We start from the raw sequence: 20,481 nt of genomic DNA, 5'->3' as shown, positions 1-20,481 counted from the left end.
TCTCCTTCTTCAGCTACTTCTGTGCCGGGGCGTCGCTAGTTGGACTTCGCCGTTATCCATACCGTGATCGCGACGATCGCGCCGAGACCGAAGATCCAGATGAACAGACCCTCTGCGACCGGCCCGAGTGAGCCGAGCTCGAACCCGCCGGGCGAGCGATTGTCTTGGAGGTACTGGAGGTACGTGATGACATCGCGCTTGTCTTCGGGCGAGATGTTCAGGTCGTTGAAGACCGGCATGTTCTGCGGGCCGGTGACCATCGCCTCGTAGATGTGCACGCCCGAGACATCCGTCAGCGGGGGAGCGAACTTGCCTTGGGTGAGCGCACCGCCGGCGCCGGCCACGTTGTGGCACATCGCGCAGTTGATGCGGAAGAGCTCTGCGCCGTTCGCTGCATCGCCGCCGCCGTTGACGAGGTGATCGCTGGGGATGTCGGGGCCGGGGCCGAGCGAGGCGACATAGTAGGCCATCTGCTTGATCTGCTCGTCGGTGAACTGCACCGGCTTCTGCTGCGCCTGCGGGCCCTGCATCTGCATGGGCATGCGGCCGGTACCGACCTGGAAGTCGACGGCGGCGGCGCCGACGCCGATGAGGCTCGGGCCCTCACCGGTGCCCTGGGCGGAGAGCCCGTGACACGTGGCGCAGTTCGCCTGGAAGAGCTTCTTGCCCTCTTCGATGGTCTGCTGCGAGTTCGGGTCGACCTCGGCCTGTGCGATGGTGCCGCTGCTGAGCGCCGCGTATGCACCACCCGTGAAGAGCAGGCCGAGCGCGAGCAGCGCGACGGTGGCGAGCGGGTGCCGGCGTCCGGTGCGTCGCTTCTGGCGGATCATGGGTATCTTCCTGTTCACAGTCATGCTGCTGACGCTCCTGATGCGGCTTACTTGAGGACGTAGATGACGAAGAACAGGCCGATCCAGACGACGTCGACGAAGTGCCAGTAGTACGAGATGGAGATGGCGCTGGTCGCTTCGCGGTGACCGAAGTTCTTGACCGCGAAGACTCGGCCGATCACGAAGAGGAAGGCGATCAGACCGCCGGTCACGTGCAGGGCGTGGAAGCCTGTCGTGAGATAGAAGGCCGAACCGTAGGCGTTCGAATCGATCGCAATGCCCTCTGACACCAGCGTCGCGTACTCCCAGACCTGACCGGCGACGAAGACCGAGCCCATGGCATAGGTGAGGAAGAACCACTCCACCACGCCCCATTGGGTCGGCTTCCAGCCCGTGGCGTAGGGCTGAAGACGCTCCGCCGCGAAGACTCCGAACTGGCAGGTGACCGACGACAGCACCAGAATCAGCGTGTTCACCGCTGCGAACGGCACGTTCAGCCGGCCGGCCTCGAAGGTCCAGAGTTCGGGTGATGTCGACCGCAGCGTGAAGTAGATCGCGAAGAGCCCCGCGAAGAACATGACCTCGCTGCCGAGCCAGACGATCGTTCCCACCGCGACGGTGTTGGGTCGTTTGATCAGGGGCGCGCTCGCCTGATAGGTGATTGAAGTGCTCGTCACCCTCCCATTATGGCCGAAACGAGGGCTGAGTTTTCGTCATCCGGGGGAGTCGTGTCGTTCTCATCGGGTAAGGCAACCCTAAGTTGCGCTGTACGAAGACCGCGAATTCGCCGTGAATCCCGCAGATAGGATCGACGCATGCCCGCAGGACAGAATTGGCCAGACATCTTGAATTCCCTTCTCGAAGGGTCCGATCTCAGTGTTTCGGATGCCGCGTGGTGCATGGAACAGGTCATGACGGGTGCGATCAGTGAGGCGCAGCTGGCCGGATTCCTCATCGCGCTGCGGGTGAAGGGGGAGACCGTCGACGAGATCGTCGGCTTCCGCGACGCCATCCTCGACCACGCGGTGGCGCTCCCGGTCGACCCGATGGCGCTCGACATCGTCGGTACGGGCGGCGATCGTTTCGGCACGGTGAACGTCTCGACGATGGCATCGATCGTCGCAGCGGCATCCGGAGTGCCGGTGATCAAGCACGGCAATCGCGCCGCGAGCTCGTCGTCGGGTTCGTCGGACGTGCTCGCAGCACTCGGCCTCGACCTCGAGCTGCCGGCCGATCGGGTGGCCGGCGTGCTCGCCGAAGCCGGCATCACCTTCGCCTACGCCCCGGCGTTCCATCCCGGATTCCGGCATGCCGGCCGCGTGCGCGCCGAACTGGGAGTGCCGACCGTCTTCAACTTCCTGGGGCCGCTCGTGAACCCGGCCAGGCCTGAGGCGTCTGCCGTCGGGGTGGCGCACCTCGACCGCGTGCCGCTCATCGTCGGCGTCTTCCAGACCCGCGGGGCGACCGCGCTCGTCTTCCGTGGCGACGACGGCCTCGACGAACTCACCACGACGGGTCACAGCCACATGTGGGAGGTATCGCTCGGCACCGTCAAGGAACACGACCTCGATCCGCGCGATCTCGGTATCGCCCGAGCGAGCATCGATCAGCTCTCGGGTGGCGACGCGAGTCACAACGCGCGTGTCGTGCATGACGTGCTCGCAGGCGCCCCGGGGCCCGTTCGCGACATCGTCGTGCTGAATGCCGCCGCCGGGCTCGTCTCGTTCGAACTTGCGAATGACGCGAGTCAGTTGCAGCGCGCGATCGTCGACAGGTTCGCCGAGAAGATCACCATCGCCGAGGCCGCCATCGACAGCGGCGCTGCGGCCCGCAAACTCGATCAGTGGATCACGGCGACGAAGGCCTGACGGCCTCCCTGGTCGGTCCGCTGCACGGCTGAGCCTGTCGGAGGGAATCCTCCGACAGGCTCGGTCGAGACTCTGAAGGTCAGTTGACGTCGTCGTCGATCCAGTCGAAGGTTTTGGTGACGGCTTTCTTCCAGAGTCGGATCTGGCGGTCGCGTTCGGCCTGGTCCATGGTGGGTTCCCAGCGGGAGTCTTCCTGCCAGTTCGCGCGGAGTTCGTCGAGGCTGGACCAGAAGCCGACCGCGAGGCCGGCGGCGTACGCGGCGCCGAGCGCGGTGGTCTCGGCCACGACGGGCCGCACGACGGGTACGCCGAGGATGTCGGCTTGGAACTGCATGAGCGTGTTGTTGGCGATCATGCCGCCATCGACCTTGAGTTCGGTGAGCTCGACCCCGGAGTCGGCGTTGACCGCGTCGAGGACCTCGCGGGTCTGGAACGCGGTGGCCTCGAGCGCGGCACGGGCGATGTGGCCCTTGTTCACGTACCGGGTCAGGCCGACGAGCGCGCCGCGGGCATCGGGCCGCCAGTACGGGGCGAACAGTCCCGAGAACGCGGGCACGAAGTACGCGCCGCCGTTGTCATCGACCGTCTTGGCGAGTTCTTCGACCGCTGGTGCGTCCGAGATCAGGCCGAGGTTGTCACGCAACCACTGGATCAGGGACCCCGTGACCGCGATCGAGCCTTCCAACGCGTAGTGCGGGGCGGCATCGCCGAGCTGGTAACCGAGGGTCGTGAGCAGACCGTTCTTGGAGTGGACGATCTCCTCACCGGTGTTGAAGATCAAGAAGTTGCCCGTGCCGTACGTGTTCTTCGACTCACCGGTATCGAACGCGGCCTGACCGAACGTGGCGGCCTGCTGGTCACCGAGGATCCCCGCGACCGGGACCTCTCGCAGCAGGCTCGAGGACTCCACCGTGCCATAGACCTCGGACGAGGACTTGATCTCGGGCAGCATCGAACGCGGCACCCCGAACGCGGCGAGGATGTCCTCGTCCCAGGCGAGGGTCTCGAGATCCATGAACATGGTGCGGCTCGCGTTGGTCACATCCGTCGCGTGCACCCCGCCATCGACCCCGCCGGTCAGGTTCCACAACACCCACGTGTCCGTCGTGCCGAAGAGCAGGTCACCGGCCTCGGCCTGCTCACGCGCACCCGGCACGTTCTCCAGGATCCACACGATCTTCGTGCCGAGAAATACGTCGCCAACGGCAGACCCACCGTGGCCTTGAAGCGTTCCACCCCACCATCGGCCGCGAGCCGATCCACGATCGGCTGAGTACGGGTGTCCTGCCACACGATCGCGTTGTACACCGGCCGACCCGTGTTCCTCTCCCACACGACCGCCGTCTCACGCTGATTCGTGATACCCACCGCAGCGATATCGTGCCGAGTGATATCAGCCTTCCCAAGAGCCTGACCGATCACCTCACGCGTATTGCGCCAGATCTCGACCGGATCATGCTCGACCCAACCCGCCTTGGGAAAGATCTGCTCATGCTCCAACTGCCCGGTCGAGACAATCGACCCGGCCTTATCGAAGACGATCGCACGCGACGACGTCGTGCCCTGATCGATAGCGAGGATGAAATCGGGCATTGCGTTCTCTCAATCTGCTCGGCCGGCCGAGACCGGCACACGTTCAGCGAATGACACGCGGGGCCGGCCGGTACGGGCCGACCCCGCGAAGCGATCAGGTGATGATGGGCAGCAACGGGATGGCCAACCATCCCGCGATCAGGCCGCCGATGATCGGACCGAACACCGGCACCCACGAGTACGACCAGTCGCTGCCGCCCTTGCCCTTGATCGGCAGCACGGCGTGGGCGATACGCGGCCCGAGGTCACGCGCCGGGTTGATCGCATACCCCGTCGGGCCACCGAGGGAGACGCCGATACCGATCACGAGGAGGGCCACGGGCAGTGCGCCGAGCGCGGCGAGACCGCCATCGCCCTGCCGGCCGCCCCCGAACCCGATGACGACGAACACGAGCACGAAGGTGCCGATGATCTCGGTCACGAGGTTCCACCCGTAGGCACGGATCCCAGGACCCGTCGAGAAGACACCGAGCTTCGAGGCAGCCTGCGGCTCCTCATCGAAGTGCTGCTTGTACGCGAGCCACACGAACACCGCACCGAGGATCGCACCGATCAACTGCGCACCGATGTAGGCACTCACCGACACGAAATCGACCGGCACGGTGACCCCGGCGGCAGTATTGCCGAACTCGGTCGCACCGTTGGCGACCAGACCGAGCGTGACCGCCGGATTGATGTGCGCACCCGACGCATACGAGACGATCACACCGGCGAAGACCGCAAGGCCCCACCCGATCGTCACCATCAGGAATCCGCCATTGAAACCCTTCGTCTTGGCGAGAGCCACGTTCGCGACCACGCCACAGCCGAGGAGCACGAGCATCGCCGTGCCGACGAGCTCGCTCAGGAACAACACTCCGAGATTGTCCACCTTGACCATCCATCCTTTTCGCTAGCCCGTTGGGCCTCGCCCAGGGGCGGAACACTGCCCACGATACTCAGACGGGACGCGACGCGGATAGAGCGCGCGTGGATTTGTTGGTGGCCCCTTACGGTCGACGGCGCCTCCGGGCTAAGTTGGCGGGGGAGTGCTGCGTCTGCGTCGATGCACGGCCGTACGGCGTTCGGCAGCTGAGGGGAAGGCATGTCGTGAAGAAGATCATCAACGATTCCAAGCGGGTGGTCGACGAGTCGGTCGCCGGGTTCGGCCTCGCCCACGCCGATCTCGTGCGCGTCGAGTTCGATCCGATCCATGTCGTGCGAGCCGACGCACCGATCGCCGGCAAGGTCGGCATCGTGAGCGGCGGCGGCAGCGGGCACGAACCTTTGCACGCAGGCTATGTCGGCTTCGGCATGCTCGATGCCGCAGTTCCGGGAGCGGTGTTCACCTCGCCGACTCCAGATCCGATCCTCGCAGCCACGAAGGCGGTCGACGGCGGAGCAGGCGTGCTCCACATCGTGAAGAACTACACGGGCGACGTGCTGAACTTCGAGACCGCGGCAGATCTCGCGGCCGCCGACGACATCGAAGTGCGCGCCGTCGTCACGAACGACGATGTCGCGGTCAAGGACTCGCTCTACACAGCAGGCCGGCGCGGCGTCGCAGGCACCGTGCTCGTGGAGAAGATCGCAGGCGCGGCGGCCGAGCGAGGGGGTTCGCTCGACGAGGTCGCCGCCGTCGCCGAGCGCGTGAACGCGAACGCCCGCTCGATGGGTCTCGCCCTCACGCCCTGCATCGTTCCGCACGCCGGCGAGCCGAGCTTCACGCTCGCTGAAGACGAGATCGAGATCGGCATCGGCATCCACGGCGAACCCGGGCGCGAGCGCGTCAAACTCGAGTCGGCCGACAGCCTCGTCGATCGGTTGCTCGCGCCGATCCTCGAGGATCTGCCGTACGAGCGCGGAGAGCGCACGCTGCTCTTCGTGAACGGCATGGGCGGCACGCCGCAGGTCGAGCTCTACATCGCGTATCGTCGTGCCGCAGAGGTGCTCGAAGAGCGCGGTATCGAGATCACCCGCTCGCTCGTGGGCAACTACATCACCGCGCTCGAGATGCAGGGCATGTCGATCACGTTGCTGAAGCTCGATGACGAGATGGTCGAATTGTGGGATGCCCCGGTGCAGACGGCTGCACTGCGGTGGGGTAGGTAGAGGAAGATCGAAGGGGGAATCTCGGTGGGATTGGACATCACCTGGGCTGTGGACTGGGTCAGGCGGACCGCACAGGTCGTCTCGGAGCACCGCGTCGAGTTGATCACGCTCGATCGGGAGATCGGCGACGGCGACCACGGCGAGAACATGGATCGGGGCTTTCAGGCGGTGCTGCCGAAGCTCGACGACCTCGCCGCCGGTTCGACGCCCGGTGATGTGCTGAAGCTCGTCGCAACGACGCTCATCTCGACGGTCGGCGGCGCGGCCGGACCGCTGTACGGCACCGCCTACCTCAAGGCCGCCACGGCGGTGGGCAGCGCCGTCTCGCTCGACGGGCCGGCCATCGCCGCGATGCTCACCGCAGCGCGCGACGGTGTGGTTGCCCGCGGCAAGGCCGAGGCCGGCGACAAGACGATGGTCGACGCCTGGACGCCGGCCGTCGATGCCGCCGACGCTGCAGCCGAATCCGGAACCGACGCGGCCGGTGTGCTCGCGGCCGCCGCCGACGCCGCGGAGGCCGGCGCGGTGGCAACCGAGCCGCTCGTCGCGCGCAAGGGGCGGGCGAGCTACCTCGGGGAGCGGTCGGCGGGGCATCGCGATCCGGGGGCGGAATCGAGTGCGTTGCTGCTGAGAGCGGCCGCAGATGCGGCGGCAGCAGCAGCGGGGGCCTGACGTGGGAACGTCCGGAAAGATCGGAATCGTCTTCGTCTCCCACTCGGCTGGTATCGCCGCCGGGCTCGTCGAACTCGCACGCCAGATGGCCACGACGGCCAGCCTCGTTGCGGCCGGCGGCACCGACGACGGCCGCATCGGCACGAGCTTCGACCTCGTGACCGCCGGCATCGCCGAAGCCGACTCGGGCGCGGGCGTCGTCGTACTATGCGATCTCGGATCGGCGATCCTCACGGCCGAGACCGCCCTCGAGTTCCTCGACGATGACGTGCGCGAGCGCGTACGCATCGTCGATGCACCGCTTGTCGAGGGCGGAGTGGCAGCAGCGGTCGCCGCAGAAGCGGGAGATCCGCTCGACGTGGTGGTTGCGGCCGCCGAATCGGCGCGGGCGCCCGCAGATGCGGGCCTGGGCGCGAGCGCAGGCACGTCAGATGCCGCCGGCCGTGCAGCATCCGGCTATGTGCGAAGCGTCCGCCTCGTGAACTCCGACGGCCTGCACGCGCGACCGGCAGCCGAACTCGTCAAGCTCGCGAGCACGTTCACGCAGAAGGTGACCGTGAACGGCACCGATGCCAAGAGCCTGTTGGGCATCATGTCGCTCGGCCTCACCAAGGGCGCCCAAGTGGACATCGCGAGCGAGGACCCCGGCGGCATGCCGGCCGTCGATGCGCTGGCCGCGCTTGCCGAGTCCGGCTTCGGGGAGGCCTGAGCGCTGCTCGGGATCACCGGCGCCGGTCAGTTGCCCCCGGCGACGCGGATGTCGGCACCCGAGGTGTACGCGGCATCCGCTGAGAAGAGGTAGGCGACCGCACCGGCGATCTCGTGCGGCTGCCCGGCGCGACGCATCGGGATGTTCGGGCTGCGTTCCGCGGGAGCGTCGGGTCGACCCGCTGCTGCGTGGATCTCGGTGTGCGTGGTGCCGGGGGAGACCGTGTTGACGCGCACACCGACCGGGCCGAACTCCTTCGACGTGCCCGTCGTGAGCGCGTTGAGCGCCGCCTTGCTCATGGCGTAGGGGATGTACGTGTTCGGGGCGCCGCTGCGGGCGGCACCCGAGGAGATGTTCACGACGCATCCTCCTTCGCCGCCGCGATCGGTCGCCATGTGCGCGATCGCCATGCGCGTCAGCACGATGGGGGCGAGCGCGTTGACCCGGAACAACTCCTCGCTCTCTTCGATGGCGGCGTCGAGGAAGCCTCCGATTCGCCCCGTGATGCCGGCGTTGTTCACGAGGCCGGTGACGCGGCCGAACTCGGCGATCGCAGCGGGGACCAACGCGGCCGTCGCCTCGAGGTCGGCGAGGTCGAGTTGCAGCAGCAACACCCGGGCTCCGGATGCTGCGCACCGACGTGCGACCGCATCGGCTTCGTCGCGCCGCTCTCGGTACGTCAGCAGGAGGTCGTGTCCGTCGGCAGCAAGACGCTCGGCGATCGCCGCGCCGATTCCGCGGCTCGCGCCCGTGATGATCGTGACCTGGCGTGTCGATGAGGCATCCGTCATACGTTCAGCCTATGCACGGTGGCGCCGGCGTGCTGAGGACTCGACCCGCGAACGAACAGTGGCGGGGGAGCGTTCCGCGGGCGTACCATCGGGCGCATGATGGCACGTGACGAAGCGAGCCGAGACGACGGCAACGCATTCACCCATTTCTTCGACCGGGTCGACCGGGCGTTGGGGCCCGTGTTCGGCAGCCCGCCCGGCCCCGTGGACGAGGCGGCCCCCGAACCGACCGATGGCAAGGCGTGCCCGATCTGCGGGCATCCGATGTTCGAGCACTTCATCGATCATTCGACGGCGAACACGGTGCTCGTGTGCCCCACCGACGAACGGCTGCCAGAGCACGAGGTCACCGGACCGTACAACGAACTCGGGATGCCGGCAACGGGCCGCCGCCTCGAGAAGTACACCGAACGCCACGCGAACGACTGAGCGAGGGGCGACGAAAGATCGGCTCGCGGCGCTGGGGGTTCGTCGTGCGCCGGGTCTTGTGCCTGTGCTGGTCTCGCTCGCCTTCACGCTCCTTGCGCTCGTCATGCACGACCGCCGGGCGGCGGCTTCGTCGCGCTGATCGCGATCGCGCCGTAGCGTGCGACGATCGTCCTGGCTGCGTCTTCGACCACTCGGCGGGTCTCGTCTTCGCTGAGCGACCAGTTGCCGTGTACGAGTCGAGGCCAGAAGACGACGGTCGCGATCATGCCGAGGAACTGTGCCGCCGCCACGTCCGGGTCATCGACCTCGGCGGTTCCGGCAGCGTTCTCCGCGCGGAAATAGCGACCGAGCGCCGCGAGCACCGGCAGTGTGCCGAAATCGAAGGTCCGCTCGCGCAGTTCGGGGAACTTCGGGGATTCGGCGATCACCGCCCGGATCAGGTCAGCCATGCGAGGGCGAGTCAGGAGTTCCGCGTACGCGATGCCCAAGGCGACCAGCCCAGCGTGGAAGTCTCCGGGCGGCGGGACCGCGAACTCGCTGTTCGGCGCGTCACCTGCCGAAAGCACCGTTGATTCGAACAGTTCGGCCTTCGTCGGAAACTGCTTGAACAGCGTCGCCTTCGAGACCCCCGCATTTTCGGCGACACGCGCCAGGGAGGTCCGATCGTAGCCGGATTCGAGGAACAGCGTTGTCGCCGCCTCGAGGATCGCCGAACGGTTCGCGGCAGCGACCTGCCGATGGTACGCAGAGAGTTCGCGTGGCATGATTCCCAGTATGACATTGAGGTGAGTCACTTGACTCATGACCGGTCGATCGGTATGTTTACTTGAGGTGAGCCGGTCGACTCACCTCAATCAAGGGAGACGACCCGATGGCAACGGTATTCATTCACGCGACAGTGACGCTCGACGGATTCATGGCCGATCGGGAGGGCGGGGTCGACTGGATGTTCGACGTCGCAACCGTTCAGGAGGACGAAGACGTCGTGAAGAGGGTCTTGGCCGAGATCGGCGCGGTGGTGGGCGGGGCGAACTCGACGCAAACGATCGAAGATGGCGAGATTCCCTATGGCGGGATGCTCGACGTTCCGGTGTACCTGATGACGCACACTGATCATGAGCCGATAGAACGAGACGGCGTCACCTACACCTTCGTGGTCGACGACATCCGGATGGCGGTCGAAACCGCCAGGCAGGCAGCGGGGGAGAAGTGGGTCAGTCTGCTGGGCGGCAGCATCTCGAGGCAGTGCCTGCAGCTCGGAATCGTCGACGAGATTCACCTGGACATCGTCCCGATTCTGCTCGGAGATGGGATCTCATTGTTCGAAGGACTCGGGCAACGTATTGATCTGGAACGCTTGGAAACGACTGCGTTCGCCAGCGAGACCCACCTTCGCTACCGCGTCCTTTCCTGATGGCCAACTAGACCTCTACGAACCGGCCGATCTCTGCAGATTCGCCGGCATTCGGATCTTCTCCGAGCAGACGGAGCAGGGGAGTCGTCCGCGGTTCTGCGAATGCCTTCACCTGTTCCACCTCCATTTCTGCGAATACCTCGAATCGACGCCCCTGTGCATGCTCGTCTACCCAGCGGAGCACCTCATCTACGTCCTGGGCGCCTGAGAGAAAGTATGCGTCCAGACTCCACGCGGTTTCGGGTGACGGGCGCTGCCAGAAGTTCACCCGGAATCCGGGAGATTCGACAGAATCGCGGGGTTCAGCATGAACAGTTTCGAAGGCTTGCACGCCCACAGCCTACAAACAGGGCCCGCACCGGGCGGATTCTGCAAGGCGGGCGAGGCCCGTGCGCGCTCTACCGGTGACGAGTCATATTCGTGCTGGCGGTATTCAGCTTGGATTGCAGGGCGTGCAACCGGCCGATCGGCGCTCGCTACCGCATCGGGGAGGTCGCGGAAGCGTTTCGCACCCTCGAGTCGCGCAGCACCACAGGAAGGATCGTTCTGGAACACTGAGGCTCCGTACCTGCCGACAGCCCCAGAGCCACCTGAAGGGCGCTCTATCCGTGCGTCGGAACGTCGATTGATGCCACGCTAGTGCGTGGGTGGCGACTCGCCGTCTAATCGATGCCGCGGGGAGCGGGTGAGACTGCTCGATCTTCCTTTCATCAGCTCTACCGGTGACGAGTCATATTCGTCTTGGCGGTAGTCAGCTTGGATTGCAGGGGCGTGCAGCTGGCTGGCTGTTCCATGTCGGGCCAGCTGTATCGGCTGTTCGGGCAAGGAACTCGATGACGGCCCGCCTGGTCACGGAATGAGAGTCGCGTGCCTGCATCTGCGAAACGCCGGAGAGGGAGCCGATCGCGCGCATGCTTCGACTCTAGGCCGAGTGGCCGCTCGAGGGTGGCTGGCAATGGAGCAGGTACAGGTGCGCGGTGTCCCTGGCGACCCGCATCGGCTCGGGGAATGATCGGGTCCCGAGCGTGACGAGGGCACCTTCCAGCAGTAGCAACAGCGATCGTGACAACGAATCCGGATCGACGTACCCGGCCTCCGCACATAGCTCGCGGAACCTGTCGAGCATCCATGTCTTCTGCTCGGTGACCTCTCGCGGGATCGACTGATCCTCTGGTTCTGGGCTTGCTTCGGCTCGAGCATTGACCGCGCTGCACCCCTTGGTCGATCGCCCGGAATACCAGAGGTCTGCCGCATCGAACACGGCAAGCACGCGCTCCACGTCGGGCTCGGGGTGCTGCAGGAGGTGCTGCTCCAGGGCGTTTCGCCACTGATCCTCACGCCGCCGCAGGTAGGCGAGCACCAGTCCCTCCTTTGACCCGAAGCGCTCATACAGAGTCTTCTTCGTCACCCCGGATTCCTCGGCGATCCGATCTACACCGACAGCGTGCAGCCCATACGCGTAGAAGAGACCAGATGCCGTCGCCAGGATCTTCTCAGCCGCTGGGGTGAGCTGTCCGAGGGAGTCATGCGCGCGGGTCATGAAACATCTCTAGCACGAGGTAAACAGCCCTGTATAGTCAATGCGAGGGCGAGCCGCCCGAATCGCGCACCAGCGATCACCAAGAGGGGACGTGCACATGAAGGAGCAGATCACGACAGTGGTTGTGCCAGAGTTCGGAGGCCCCGAAATGTACTCGGCCGAACAGGTTGACATTCCGGTTCCCGATAAAGGCCAGACCCTCGTGAAGCTCAGCGTTTCGGGGGTGAACTTCCTCGATGTCGCTCAGCGCATTGGTGCCACCCCGGTCGAGGCGCCGTTCCCGGCAGGCGTGGAGGGGGTGGGCGTCGTTTCAGCACTTGGCGCGGGCGTCGACGGTTTCAGCATCGGCCAGCGAGTGGGCTGGCTGGCCGGAGGACAGGGCAGCTTTTCCGACTACGCAGTGGTCGACGTTGCAAAGCTGGTTGCGATCCCGGAGCGCATCGATGACGATGCCGCCGTGTCACTGCTCATGCAAGGCGTCACCGCGCACTACCTGACCACGGATACCTTCCCAATCAAGGCAGGAGACGTGGTGCTTGTGCACGCCGCGGCCGGCGGCGTCGGGCAGTTGCTCACCCAGATCGCGAAGCTCAAGGGCGCGACGGTGATCGGCACGACGTCGACACTGGAGAAGGCCGAGATCGCGCGAAGGAACGGCGCAGATCACGTTTTCGGCTACGACGACTTCGCCGAGTGGACGCGAGAGGTCACCGGTGGCATTGGCGCCTCGGTCGTGTACGACGGTGTGGGCGCTGACACATTCGCCGACAGTTTGCGAGCCCTTCGGGTCCGCGGCACCCTCGTGTTGATCGGCAATGCGAGCGGCCCAGTGCCGCCGTTCGACGTGAATACGCTCAATACGGGTGGATCCCTCTTCCTTACCAGGCCCACCGTGATGCATCACATTCGCACCGCCGAGGAGCTGCAGCGCCGGGCCTATGACATCTTCGAGTGGGCTGTTTCGGGGGCGATCAGTGTTTCGATCGGCGCTCGCTACCGCATCGGGGAGGTCGCGGAAGCGTTTCGCGCCCTCGAGTCGCGCAGCACCACAGGAAAGATCGTTCTGGAACACTGAGGCTCCGTACCTGCCGACAGCCCCAGAGCCACCTGAAGGGCGCTCTATCCGTGCGTCGGAACGTCGATTGATGCCACGCTAGTGCGTGGGTGGCGACTCGCCGTCTAATCGATGCCGCGGGGAGCGGGTGAGACTGCTCGATCTTCCTTTCATCAGCCCTGTCCGACATAATGTGCATTATCGGCGCTCTGCGGATTCGGCGACGACATCGACACGTGGCTCGAATACCAGACGCGTTACTCATGCAGACGCGTTGCTCATGTCCGACTGAGCCCCATCGACACATAGGTGGAGAAGCCAGCACGCTTCGCGAACCTGACCGGGCGCCGCCGAGTCTCGATGAATCCGAGTTTGGCATAGAGCCCCAGCGCGGCGACGTTCGTGTTCTTGATGTCGCGAAGCACGAACTCGTCATACGGGAGCTCCAGGATGTCACGCATGAGAGCGGTCGCCACTCCCTTGCCCTGATGGAGCGGTGCTGTCGTCACGAATCCGATCTCCGCGAGGCCCTCACGAGCCCCGTCGTCGGCGCCCATGAACTGGCTTCGGATGATGCGATCGGTGATGGCGCCGTGCATCCTCCCGAGCACTCGCTGCAGTTGGCGTCGGTCGGGCGCGAAGCACTCCTGCGCTCCCTCGGTGACGACCGCAACGGCAGCGGGTTCTCCGTCGACCAGCGCAACGTGGAAGCGATCGAGAAGGATCATGTGTTCGAATGCGTCCGCAAGCACCTTCGGGTCTTTGGAGAAGTACTCGAAGTCCTCGGCGAAGCCACGCACGAGCACTTCGGTGACCCTGTACCGGTATTCCTCACCGAGTTCGACGGCGCGTGTGGTCTCGATCATCCCTTGATTCCTCCGGTGAGTGTTCGCAATATGAGGTCGATGTCGGGTTCGGCGAGTTCGTCGCGCAGGGCAAGACGCAGTGTCGTCAATCCGGAGAGCATGGCGAAGTAATATCCGGTCATCTGTGCCGGGTCGCCTTCGGCGAACTGCCCGTCGAGCTGACCGCGGTGAACGAGTGCAGCGAACGTCCGCCAGAGCGTCTGTTGCGTCGCGGCGAGCCGGATGGCAGTTCCGACGGGCGTATCGGTCGTGAAACCCTGGTTGATCACCATGAAGAACTCGCCTGCGCCATTCGGTCTGGTGAGATCGGATACGTACGCCCGGGTGAATCCACGGATCAGGTCGCGCGGATCTCCCCCGCTCGCCAGCTGAGCCGCTGCGGCTTCAAGGCCCGCCGATGCCTGCTCGAGCAGCTCGTCGAACAGCTCTTCCTTGCTCGCGTAGTGCCGATAGATCGATCCAATGCTGAGCCCCGCCTCGTCAGCGATCTGCCGGATGCTCGACGCCGCGAACCCGTGCCGCGCGAAGACGCGCACGGCCGCCGTCTCGACCGCCTGACGAGTCTCGTTCCTCAGCACCTCGTTCTGCTCGGCTGTGCGTGGCATTCGCATCCTTTCAATGAACCGATGTTCATCGAACGATATCACGATGCGGCAGTTCTCGGGCGCCGATCGAATACGTCGTGCGGCAACCCCGCCCGGCCGTGCCGACCCGGCGTTTCCCTAGGCTGAACTCGTGCAGCGATTCGTGGTCTGGTGGAACACGCATCAGATCGCGTTGTACCTCGCGGCGATGATCATCGGCGGACTCGTCGGCGTGCTCGCCCCCGGAACGGCACCGACACTCACAGCTGCGACCAACCCGGTGCTCGCACTCCTGTTGTTCGCCACGTTCCTCGGCGTGCCTCTCGTCGAGATCGGTCGATCGCTCACGGACGTTCGCTTCCTCCGCGTCGTGCTCCTCGTGAACTTCGCCTTCGTGCCGCTCCTGGTCTGGGTACTCTCCCGATTCGTGGCCGATGACCGCGGCCTGCTGATCGGCGTGCTCCTCGTGCTGCTCACTCCGTGCGTGGACTACGTGGTCGTGTTCACAGGGCTCGCCGGCGGTGCGAAAGCCCGCCTGCTCGGGGCGACGCCGCTATTGATGCTGCTGCAGATCCTCCTCCTTCCCGCGTACCTCTGGTTGTTCGCCGGCGGTGACGCCGTCGAGCACATCGAGATCGGGCCGTTCATCGAGGCGTTCGTCGTCATCATCGTCCTCCCGCTGATCGCGGCCGCGGCGGTCCAGTCCGTTGCGCGCCGCCAGCAGGTCGGGCGAGCGATCGAGCAAGCGATGGCCGGCGCGACGGTGCCGCTCATGATGCTGACCCTCGCCGTTGTGATCGGGTCCCAGATCGCCGCGGTCGGCGGCGAGGTGCTCACGCTTCTGCGCGTCATCCCGCTCTACGTCGTATTCCTCATGGTCATGCTCGTCGCCGGTCTCGCCGCGAGCCGTCTCGGCCGGCTCGACGCACCTGAATCCCGCGCCGTGATCTTCAGCGGAGCCACACGAAACTCACTCGTCGTGCTCCCCCTCGCGCTCGCCCTCCCCGCCGACCTCTCCATCGCCCCGCTCGCGGTCGTGACGCAGACGCTCGTCGAGTTGCTGGGCATGGTCGTGTTCGTGCGGCTCGTGCCGAAGGTCGCACCCGACCGTTGACACGCCGGCGGGGCGAACTCACTCGCTCGGCGCCTCCTGAAGCGCTCGAACCTCGATCCGGCCCCCGAGCGCCTGCGCTGCCATCGTCGTCCAACGCAGCGCTTCCGCTTCATCGGCGGCCTCGATCACCCAGAATCCGCCGACGTAGGATGCCGCTTCGACGAACGGTTCGTCGAGAACGAGAACGTCTCCCCCGCTGGCATCCACCGTCTTCGCCGTCGACGGCGGCTGCAGGCCGGCCGCGAATCGGAACGCGCCGGCGTCTTTCAGCGCGGTGTTGAACGCATCGACGGCCTTCAGCACAGCCTCGAGCTCTGCCGGGTCGATCTCCTGCATCGACTCCATGGTGGGTTCTTCAGCCGAGTCGTGCGGAACGGTCAGAAAGTACTGCATCGTGAATCCTCTCCTCAGCGGGCGCCGTATGCGCCCCTTCACTGTTGCGTCGAACGGCGAGCGCCGAGATCGACACACTGACGTGCGGAGTCAGGACCGACCGCACGATCGATCTCGGCGGCGGCAGCATTCAGCGCACCTCCTGAATGCGGATCATGTTTCCCGCCGGGTCGCGCACCGCGCAGTCGCGGACCCCATAGCCCTGATCGATCGGCTCCTGGACGATCTCGGCACCCGCCGACTGAAGCTCCGCGAACGCGACGTCGAGGTCAGGGGTGGCGAGGAGGATGCCTGCATATGTGCCCTTCGCCATCATCTCGACGATGAGGTCGCGCTCGTCGTCGGTGATGCCGGGGTCGGCTGCCGGCGGTTCCAGCACGATGGAGATACCGGGTTGGCCGGCAGGACCGACGGTCACCCAGCGCATGCCCTCGTACTCGACATCGTCTCTGACCTCGAAGCCGAGGGCGTCCCGGTAGAACGCGACGGATGCATCGGGGTCGGTGTGCGGCAGGAAGCTGGAGTGAATCGTGATGTCCATGACGGAACGCTAGTCGCCCGCGCGCTCCCCCGCTTCTCGATTCCTGCGCAGCCCGGGCGACGGAAACGGGCTCAGCTCATCCATACACTCGCGTCGCGCCATGCCGCGACTCGCCGTTTCACATCCAACACTCAGGTGCGCACCGGCCCTACCCTGACGTTGCGCGGTGCCTGCCGCCGGAAGGGACTCATCATGACCACGTCGCAGCCCACCGGGGTCTTCGCGTCATTCACGCTCGACGCCTCGTCGCTGACGAAATCGGCGATCAACACCGTTCGTGCGACGCTCGGCATCAGCGGGGCCGTCGCGCTCATCATCGGCCTGTTCATCACGTTCGCGCCCGAGAAGTCCGCGATCGCGATCGCGTGGCTGTTCGGCCTCTACTTCCTGATCGCCGGAATCGCCTACCTCGGCCTCGGCATCTTCTCGAAGGGCATCTCAGGCGGCGCCCGCACGCTCGACATCATCCTCGGGCTGCTGTTCGTGGTCGGCGGCGTCATCGTGCTCTCCAACCCGAATGAGTCCGCCGTCTTCCTCGGCATCTTCCTCGGCATCCTCGTCGGCATCCTCTGGATCGTCGAGGGCATCGTCGCACTCGCCCAGTCGAGTGACGCCGGCTCCAAGGGGTGGGCGATCTTCTTCGGCATCCTGAGCCTCGTCGCCGGAATCGTGCTGCTGTTCTCGCCGCTCTGGGGCGCGGTATTCCTATTCTGGTTCGCGGGCATCAGCCTGGTCGTGCTCGGCATCGTGCAGATCGTGCGCGCGTTCACCTTCGGACGCGGCGTCACCCACGCGGCCGCCTAGCCGAACGAACGCGGAAGGCCGGCCGAAGCTCTCGCTTCGGCCGGCCTTCCGTCATCTGGGAACGAGTCGGCGCAGTGCCTCAGGCCTTCTCTCCACGATCGAAGCCCGAAGTGTCGCCGACGTAGCGGGTGTTCTCGGCCGGCACCGCGTCGACCGCGGCCGAGGCGACCTCGGCTGCGAACTCCGCGACGTTGAACAACCGCCCGGCATCGTGCTTGCGGGCCTCGATCGCCCCGGGGTTCGCGCGCTCGAGCAGGGTGGCGGTGATGGTGCCCTCGATCATGTCGCCCGAGACCACGACGAACTCGAACCCGGCTGCCTCGAGTTCGGGGAGCTTCGCGCGGAGCGCGTCTTCGCCGGCTCGCTTCGAGAGGGCGACGGCCTCGTACTCGGGCATCGTCGGCACCGTGCGGATGAAGTGCGCCTGGTGACTCGTGACGAACACGATGCGGGCGCCCGGGGCGAGATGCGGCAGGGCGCCGTCGACGACATTGACCTGTGCGTCGCGGTTCAGGCGCATCGCATAGTCGTCGCCCATGCCGGTCTCCATGCCACCGGAGGCGTTGAGCACGAGGATGTCGATGGGACCCAGTTCGGCGGCGGTGCGCTCGAACATCGCGGCGACGGATGCCGCGTCGGTGAGGTCTGCTCCGACCGCGATGGCAGTGCCGCCGTCGGCCATGATCTCGCCCACCACCTTCTCGGCGCGGGGCGCCTTGCTGCGGTAGTTGATGACGACGGATGCCCCGGCGCGCGCGAGAAGGCGAGCCGTGTCGGCGCCGATTCCACGTGAGGAGCCGGTGACGAGGGCGACGCGGCCCTCGAGCGATCCGGAGGCGAGCGGGTTGGTCACAGTGGAACTCCTCGAAACTTGACGGTCGGCGGCCCGCACACAACAGGCGAACCGAGACTATCAAGTCCGAACGGGTCATCCGCTGGACTATGCGCCCTGATAGTTTCAGTACAGGCCGTGCGAAGGAGAACGAATTGGATGTACTGACCCAGTACGCGTGGATCGTGTGGCTCGTGTTGATACTGGCGTTCGCGACCATCGAGGTCTTCACGCTCGAGATGACGTTTCTCATGCTCGCGCTCGGCAGCGTGGCTGGTCTCCTCTCGGGCCTCTTCGGCATTCCATGGTGGGCGCAGTTCATCGTCGCCGCGCTCGTCGCGGTCACACTGATCCTGACGCTCAGACCGTCGCTGCTGCGGATGCTGCGTCGCGGCGGTGATCCGACGCGAAGCAATATCGACGCACTCATCGGCGCCGACGGCCAGGTCGTGCGCACCGTGACCCCTGCGGGCGGTCAGGTCCGACTGCAGAACGGTGACGTATGGACGGCACGGTTGTCGCCCATCACCGAGCAGGCGGATGTCGCGGTCGGCGAGCGTGTGCTCGTCACCGGTATCGACGGGGCGACGGCCGTCGTCGTCCCGGTTGAGAGGAGCACTGGAGCTTGATGGACGTTTCCGGAATCATCACGACGATCGTCGTCGTCGCGATCGTCATCTTCGTCATCGTCGTCTTGGCGAAGTCGATCCGAATCATCCCGCAGGCGTACTCGGGCGTGGTCGAGCGACTCGGCCGGTATCACAAGACCCTCAGCCCCGGACTGAACATCCTCGTGCCCTTCATCGACCGGTTGCGCCCCCTCGTCGACATGCGCGAGACCGTCGTCTCCTTCCCCCCGCAGCCGGTGATCACCGAAGACAACCTCGTGGTCTCGATCGATACGGTCGTCTACTTCCAGGTGACCGATGCGAGAGCGGCGACGTACGAGATCGCGAACTACCTGGGCGCCGTCGAGCAGCTCACCACCACGACGCTCCGCAACGTCGTCGGCGGCCTGAACCTCGAAGAGGCGCTCACCTCGCGCGACAACATCAACGGGCAGCTGCGCATCGTGCTCGATGAGGCGACCGGCAAGTGGGGCATCCGCGTCGGACGCGTCGAGCTCAAGGCGATCGATCCGCCTCACTCCATTCAAGACTCGATGGAGAAGCAGATGCGCGCCGAGCGTGATCGGCGCGCACTCATCCTCACCGCCGAGGGCACCAAGCAGTCGGCCATTCTCACTGCCGAAGGCGCGCGCCAGGCGGCCATCCTCGAGGCCGAGGGCGAGGCGAAGGCTGCGGTGCTCCGTGCCCAGGGTGAGGCCGAGGCGATCCTCACGGTCTTCGATGCCATCCACAAGGGCGACCCCGACCCGAGCCTGCTCGGGTACCAGTACCTGCAGATGCTCCCCGAGATCGCCAAGGGCGAGGCGAACAAGCTCTGGATCGTACCGAGCGAGCTCACCGAGGCGCTGAAGGGCTTCGGCAGTGCATTCACTCCGAACTTCCCGACCGGGTCTGGTCTGTCGGCGCCGGATGCCTCGAGGCCGAACCGCCCCTGACGACGGGTTCGACATCTCCGCCTACTTCGAGCCCACGAGGCCGCGGGTGCTCGCGCACCGCGGCCTCGCGCTCGACGCCCCCGAGAACACGCTCCTCGCCTTCGCGAAGGCGGTCGCGATCGGCTGCGAGTACATCGAGACCGACGTGCACCTGAGCGCCGACGGCGTCGCCGTCGTTGCGCACGACCCGACGCTCGAACGCGTCGCCGGCCGTGACGTCGAGGTCTCCAAGCTCACGATGGCCGAGCTCCGGCGCATCGATCTCGGTCAGGTGCAGGGCTTCTGTTCGCTCGAGGAGGCGCTCGACGCGTTCCCAGAGCTGCGTTTCAACATCGACGTGAAGGTCGAGAGCGCGGTCGAGGCGGCCGTCACGGCGATCAACAGGGTTCGAGCCCAATCGCGCGTATTGCTGACGAGCTTCTCCGAGCGCCGTCGCCTGCGGCTCGCCGCACTCGTTCCCGGTGCGGTGACGTCGGCCGGCGGCGCCGGAGTCATCCGTGCTCGCCTCGTCGCACTCACCGGTTCGACGCGCCTGCTCGGCCGCGCGCTTCGCGGAGCGCGAGCCCTGCAGGTGCCGGAGCGGGTCGGCCTCCTCCCCCTCGTCACCGAGCGCTTCGTCGATGCGGTGCATCGCGCGGGCGCCGAGGTGCACATCTGGACCGTCAACGACCCGGCCGAGATGACGAGGCTGCTGGACCTCGGCGTCGACGGCCTCGTGACCGACCGCGCCGACCTCGCGCTCCCCCTGGTCGCCGATCGAAACTGAGAATTCCCCGCCAAACCTCAGGCTCC

The 20,481-nt window shown here is 65.9% G+C and carries 24 protein-coding genes and 1 pseudogene; 12 read left to right on the top strand and 13 right to left on the bottom strand.

Annotated features, from left to right (window positions below; genetic code table 11):
- Nucleotides 1-35: 35 nt before the first annotated feature.
- Nucleotides 36-830: a cytochrome bc1 complex diheme cytochrome c subunit gene (qcrC, locus tag FHG54_RS10220; protein ID WP_139417177.1), complete on the bottom strand. Its 795-nt coding sequence runs from the start codon at nt 828-830 to the stop codon at nt 36-38.
- Between the two features lie 47 nt (nt 831-877).
- Entirely contained in the window at nt 878-1,507 is a 630-nt protein-coding gene (gene ctaE / locus FHG54_RS10215) for an aa3-type cytochrome oxidase subunit III (RefSeq protein ID WP_139417176.1), read from the bottom strand.
- A 138-nt stretch (nt 1,508-1,645) separates the two neighbouring features.
- On the opposite strand from ctaE, the gene trpD reads away from it, so the two are divergent.
- Entirely contained in the window at nt 1,646-2,698 is a 1,053-nt protein-coding gene (gene trpD / locus FHG54_RS10210) for an anthranilate phosphoribosyltransferase (RefSeq protein ID WP_139417175.1), read from the top strand.
- A 79-nt stretch (nt 2,699-2,777) separates the two neighbouring features.
- On the opposite strand, the pseudogene glpK reads toward trpD, so the two are convergent.
- Nucleotides 2,778-4,291: pseudogene (gene glpK, locus FHG54_RS10205) on the bottom strand (glycerol kinase GlpK).
- A 94-nt stretch (nt 4,292-4,385) separates the two neighbouring features.
- Nucleotides 4,386-5,114, bottom strand: coding sequence for an MIP/aquaporin family protein (locus FHG54_RS10200; protein ID WP_232331591.1), 729 nt, complete (start codon nt 5,112-5,114; stop codon nt 4,386-4,388).
- Between the two features lie 266 nt (nt 5,115-5,380).
- Here FHG54_RS10200 and dhaK point away from each other — a divergent pair, with 266 nt between their 5' ends.
- From dhaK to dhaM, 3 genes are read left to right on the top strand one after another with little or no spacing between them, the layout of a single operon-like run.
- Nucleotides 5,381-6,382, top strand: coding sequence for a dihydroxyacetone kinase subunit DhaK (dhaK, locus tag FHG54_RS10195; RefSeq protein ID WP_139417173.1), 1,002 nt, complete (start codon nt 5,381-5,383; stop codon nt 6,380-6,382).
- A gap of 24 nt (nt 6,383-6,406) precedes the next feature.
- On the top strand, nt 6,407-7,054 hold the full coding sequence (gene dhaL / locus FHG54_RS10190) for a dihydroxyacetone kinase subunit DhaL (RefSeq protein ID WP_139417172.1): 648 nt from the start codon (nt 6,407-6,409) through the stop codon (nt 7,052-7,054).
- A 1-nt stretch (nt 7,055) separates the two neighbouring features.
- Nucleotides 7,056-7,763 (top strand): dihydroxyacetone kinase phosphoryl donor subunit DhaM, encoded by a 708-nt coding sequence (gene dhaM / locus FHG54_RS10185; protein ID WP_233437749.1) that lies wholly within the window; start codon nt 7,056-7,058, stop codon nt 7,761-7,763.
- 26 nt (nt 7,764-7,789) lie between these two features.
- On the opposite strand, the gene FHG54_RS10180 is transcribed toward dhaM, so the two are convergent.
- Nucleotides 7,790-8,554, bottom strand: coding sequence for an SDR family NAD(P)-dependent oxidoreductase (locus FHG54_RS10180; protein ID WP_139417170.1), 765 nt, complete (start codon nt 8,552-8,554; stop codon nt 7,790-7,792).
- A 96-nt stretch (nt 8,555-8,650) separates the two neighbouring features.
- On the opposite strand from FHG54_RS10180, the gene FHG54_RS10175 reads away from it, so the two are divergent.
- Nucleotides 8,651-8,983: a hypothetical protein gene (locus tag FHG54_RS10175; protein WP_139417169.1), complete on the top strand. Its 333-nt coding sequence runs from the start codon at nt 8,651-8,653 to the stop codon at nt 8,981-8,983.
- Between the two features lie 101 nt (nt 8,984-9,084).
- On the opposite strand, the gene FHG54_RS10170 is transcribed toward FHG54_RS10175, so the two are convergent.
- Nucleotides 9,085-9,747: a TetR/AcrR family transcriptional regulator gene (locus tag FHG54_RS10170; protein ID WP_139417168.1), complete on the bottom strand. Its 663-nt coding sequence runs from the start codon at nt 9,745-9,747 to the stop codon at nt 9,085-9,087.
- Between the two features lie 107 nt (nt 9,748-9,854).
- Here FHG54_RS10170 and FHG54_RS10165 point away from each other — a divergent pair, with 107 nt between their 5' ends.
- A complete protein-coding gene (locus FHG54_RS10165) occupies nt 9,855-10,397 on the top strand; it encodes a dihydrofolate reductase family protein (protein WP_139417167.1) in 543 nt (180 codons plus the stop codon).
- Nucleotides 10,398-10,404: 7 nt separating this feature from the next.
- Here the strand turns inward: FHG54_RS10165 and FHG54_RS10160 are convergent, their stop codons facing one another.
- The gene (locus FHG54_RS10160; protein ID WP_233437748.1) at nt 10,405-10,728 is read right to left on the bottom strand and encodes a hypothetical protein; all 324 of its coding nucleotides are present in this window, start codon (nt 10,726-10,728) and stop codon (nt 10,405-10,407) included.
- Nucleotides 10,729-11,319: 591 nt separating this feature from the next.
- Nucleotides 11,320-11,937, bottom strand: coding sequence for a TetR/AcrR family transcriptional regulator (locus tag FHG54_RS10155; RefSeq protein WP_139417166.1), 618 nt, complete (start codon nt 11,935-11,937; stop codon nt 11,320-11,322).
- A gap of 97 nt (nt 11,938-12,034) precedes the next feature.
- On the opposite strand from FHG54_RS10155, the gene FHG54_RS10150 reads away from it, so the two are divergent.
- Entirely contained in the window at nt 12,035-13,012 is a 978-nt protein-coding gene (locus FHG54_RS10150) for a quinone oxidoreductase family protein (RefSeq protein WP_139417165.1), read from the top strand.
- A 257-nt stretch (nt 13,013-13,269) separates the two neighbouring features.
- Here the strand turns inward: FHG54_RS10150 and FHG54_RS10145 are convergent, their stop codons facing one another.
- Both FHG54_RS10145 and FHG54_RS10140 read right to left on the bottom strand, forming a co-directional pair.
- Nucleotides 13,270-13,857, bottom strand: coding sequence for a GNAT family N-acetyltransferase (locus FHG54_RS10145; RefSeq protein ID WP_139417164.1), 588 nt, complete (start codon nt 13,855-13,857; stop codon nt 13,270-13,272).
- Complete coding sequence (locus tag FHG54_RS10140; RefSeq protein ID WP_139417163.1) at nt 13,854-14,462, bottom strand: TetR/AcrR family transcriptional regulator; 609 nt, start codon at nt 14,460-14,462, stop codon at nt 13,854-13,856. Before FHG54_RS10140 ends, FHG54_RS10145 begins: the two co-directional genes overlap by 4 nt.
- A 130-nt stretch (nt 14,463-14,592) precedes the next feature.
- On the opposite strand from FHG54_RS10140, the gene FHG54_RS10135 reads away from it, so the two are divergent.
- Complete coding sequence (locus FHG54_RS10135; protein WP_420837411.1) at nt 14,593-15,555, top strand: arsenic resistance protein; 963 nt, start codon at nt 14,593-14,595, stop codon at nt 15,553-15,555.
- Between the two features lie 18 nt (nt 15,556-15,573).
- Here the strand turns inward: FHG54_RS10135 and FHG54_RS10130 are convergent, their stop codons facing one another.
- A complete protein-coding gene (locus FHG54_RS10130) occupies nt 15,574-15,948 on the bottom strand; it encodes a YciI family protein (protein ID WP_139417162.1) in 375 nt (124 codons plus the stop codon).
- Nucleotides 15,949-16,078: 130 nt separating this feature from the next.
- Complete coding sequence (locus tag FHG54_RS10125; RefSeq protein ID WP_139417161.1) at nt 16,079-16,489, bottom strand: VOC family protein; 411 nt, start codon at nt 16,487-16,489, stop codon at nt 16,079-16,081.
- A 192-nt stretch (nt 16,490-16,681) separates the two neighbouring features.
- Between FHG54_RS10125 and FHG54_RS10120 the strand changes: the two genes are divergently transcribed.
- Nucleotides 16,682-17,293, top strand: a complete 612-nt coding sequence (locus FHG54_RS10120; protein WP_139417160.1) for an HdeD family acid-resistance protein — start codon at nt 16,682-16,684, stop codon at nt 17,291-17,293.
- 79 nt (nt 17,294-17,372) lie between these two features.
- Here FHG54_RS10120 and FHG54_RS10115 read toward each other — a convergent pair whose 3' ends face one another.
- Nucleotides 17,373-18,146, bottom strand: coding sequence for an SDR family oxidoreductase (locus tag FHG54_RS10115; protein ID WP_139417159.1), 774 nt, complete (start codon nt 18,144-18,146; stop codon nt 17,373-17,375).
- A 134-nt stretch (nt 18,147-18,280) separates the two neighbouring features.
- Here FHG54_RS10115 and FHG54_RS10110 point away from each other — a divergent pair, with 134 nt between their 5' ends.
- The 3 genes from FHG54_RS10110 to FHG54_RS10100 are packed head-to-tail and all read left to right on the top strand — an operon-like array spanning nt 18,281 to nt 20,455.
- Nucleotides 18,281-18,754 (top strand): NfeD family protein, encoded by a 474-nt coding sequence (locus FHG54_RS10110; protein ID WP_139417158.1) that lies wholly within the window; start codon nt 18,281-18,283, stop codon nt 18,752-18,754.
- Complete coding sequence (locus FHG54_RS10105; protein ID WP_139417157.1) at nt 18,754-19,689, top strand: SPFH domain-containing protein; 936 nt, start codon at nt 18,754-18,756, stop codon at nt 19,687-19,689. Before FHG54_RS10110 ends, FHG54_RS10105 begins: the two co-directional genes overlap by 1 nt.
- Complete coding sequence (locus FHG54_RS10100; protein WP_139417156.1) at nt 19,664-20,455, top strand: glycerophosphodiester phosphodiesterase family protein; 792 nt, start codon at nt 19,664-19,666, stop codon at nt 20,453-20,455. The genes FHG54_RS10105 and FHG54_RS10100 overlap by 26 nt, the downstream gene beginning before the upstream one ends.
- Nucleotides 20,456-20,481 lie beyond the last annotated feature (26 nt).

The sequence above is a fragment of the Agromyces laixinhei genome, from assembly GCF_006337065.1.
Classification (GTDB): domain Bacteria; phylum Actinomycetota; class Actinomycetes; order Actinomycetales; family Microbacteriaceae; genus Agromyces; species Agromyces laixinhei.
Note: the sequence above shows the minus strand (reverse complement) of the source record. Positions and strands in the feature narration are given on the sequence as shown.

What these genes read in the sequence shown, in the direction of transcription:
- qcrC (WP_139417177.1), bottom strand. Translation starts at nt 830, where the DNA reads ATGATCCGCCAGAAGCGACGCACCGGACGCCGGCACCCGCTCGCCACC.
- trpD (WP_139417175.1), top strand. Translation starts at nt 1,646, where the DNA reads ATGCCCGCAGGACAGAATTGGCCAGACATCTTGAATTCCCTTCTCGAA.
- FHG54_RS10200 (WP_232331591.1), bottom strand. Translation starts at nt 5,114, where the DNA reads ATGCTCGTGCTCCTCGGCTGTGGCGTGGTCGCGAACGTGGCTCTCGCC.
- FHG54_RS10180 (WP_139417170.1), bottom strand. Translation starts at nt 8,554, where the DNA reads ATGACGGATGCCTCATCGACACGCCAGGTCACGATCATCACGGGCGCG.
- FHG54_RS10175 (WP_139417169.1), top strand. Translation starts at nt 8,651, where the DNA reads ATGATGGCACGTGACGAAGCGAGCCGAGACGACGGCAACGCATTCACC.
- FHG54_RS10170 (WP_139417168.1), bottom strand. Translation starts at nt 9,747, where the DNA reads ATGCCACGCGAACTCTCTGCGTACCATCGGCAGGTCGCTGCCGCGAAC.
- FHG54_RS10165 (WP_139417167.1), top strand. Translation starts at nt 9,855, where the DNA reads ATGGCAACGGTATTCATTCACGCGACAGTGACGCTCGACGGATTCATG.
- FHG54_RS10155 (WP_139417166.1), bottom strand. Translation starts at nt 11,937, where the DNA reads ATGACCCGCGCGCATGACTCCCTCGGACAGCTCACCCCAGCGGCTGAG.
- FHG54_RS10150 (WP_139417165.1), top strand. Translation starts at nt 12,035, where the DNA reads ATGAAGGAGCAGATCACGACAGTGGTTGTGCCAGAGTTCGGAGGCCCC.
- FHG54_RS10145 (WP_139417164.1), bottom strand. Translation starts at nt 13,857, where the DNA reads ATGATCGAGACCACACGCGCCGTCGAACTCGGTGAGGAATACCGGTAC.
- FHG54_RS10140 (WP_139417163.1), bottom strand. Translation starts at nt 14,462, where the DNA reads ATGCCACGCACAGCCGAGCAGAACGAGGTGCTGAGGAACGAGACTCGT.
- FHG54_RS10130 (WP_139417162.1), bottom strand. Translation starts at nt 15,948, where the DNA reads ATGCAGTACTTTCTGACCGTTCCGCACGACTCGGCTGAAGAACCCACC.
- FHG54_RS10125 (WP_139417161.1), bottom strand. Translation starts at nt 16,489, where the DNA reads ATGGACATCACGATTCACTCCAGCTTCCTGCCGCACACCGACCCCGAT.
- FHG54_RS10120 (WP_139417160.1), top strand. Translation starts at nt 16,682, where the DNA reads ATGACCACGTCGCAGCCCACCGGGGTCTTCGCGTCATTCACGCTCGAC.
- FHG54_RS10105 (WP_139417157.1), top strand. Translation starts at nt 18,754, where the DNA reads ATGGACGTTTCCGGAATCATCACGACGATCGTCGTCGTCGCGATCGTC.
- FHG54_RS10100 (WP_139417156.1), top strand. Translation starts at nt 19,664, where the DNA reads ATGCCTCGAGGCCGAACCGCCCCTGACGACGGGTTCGACATCTCCGCC.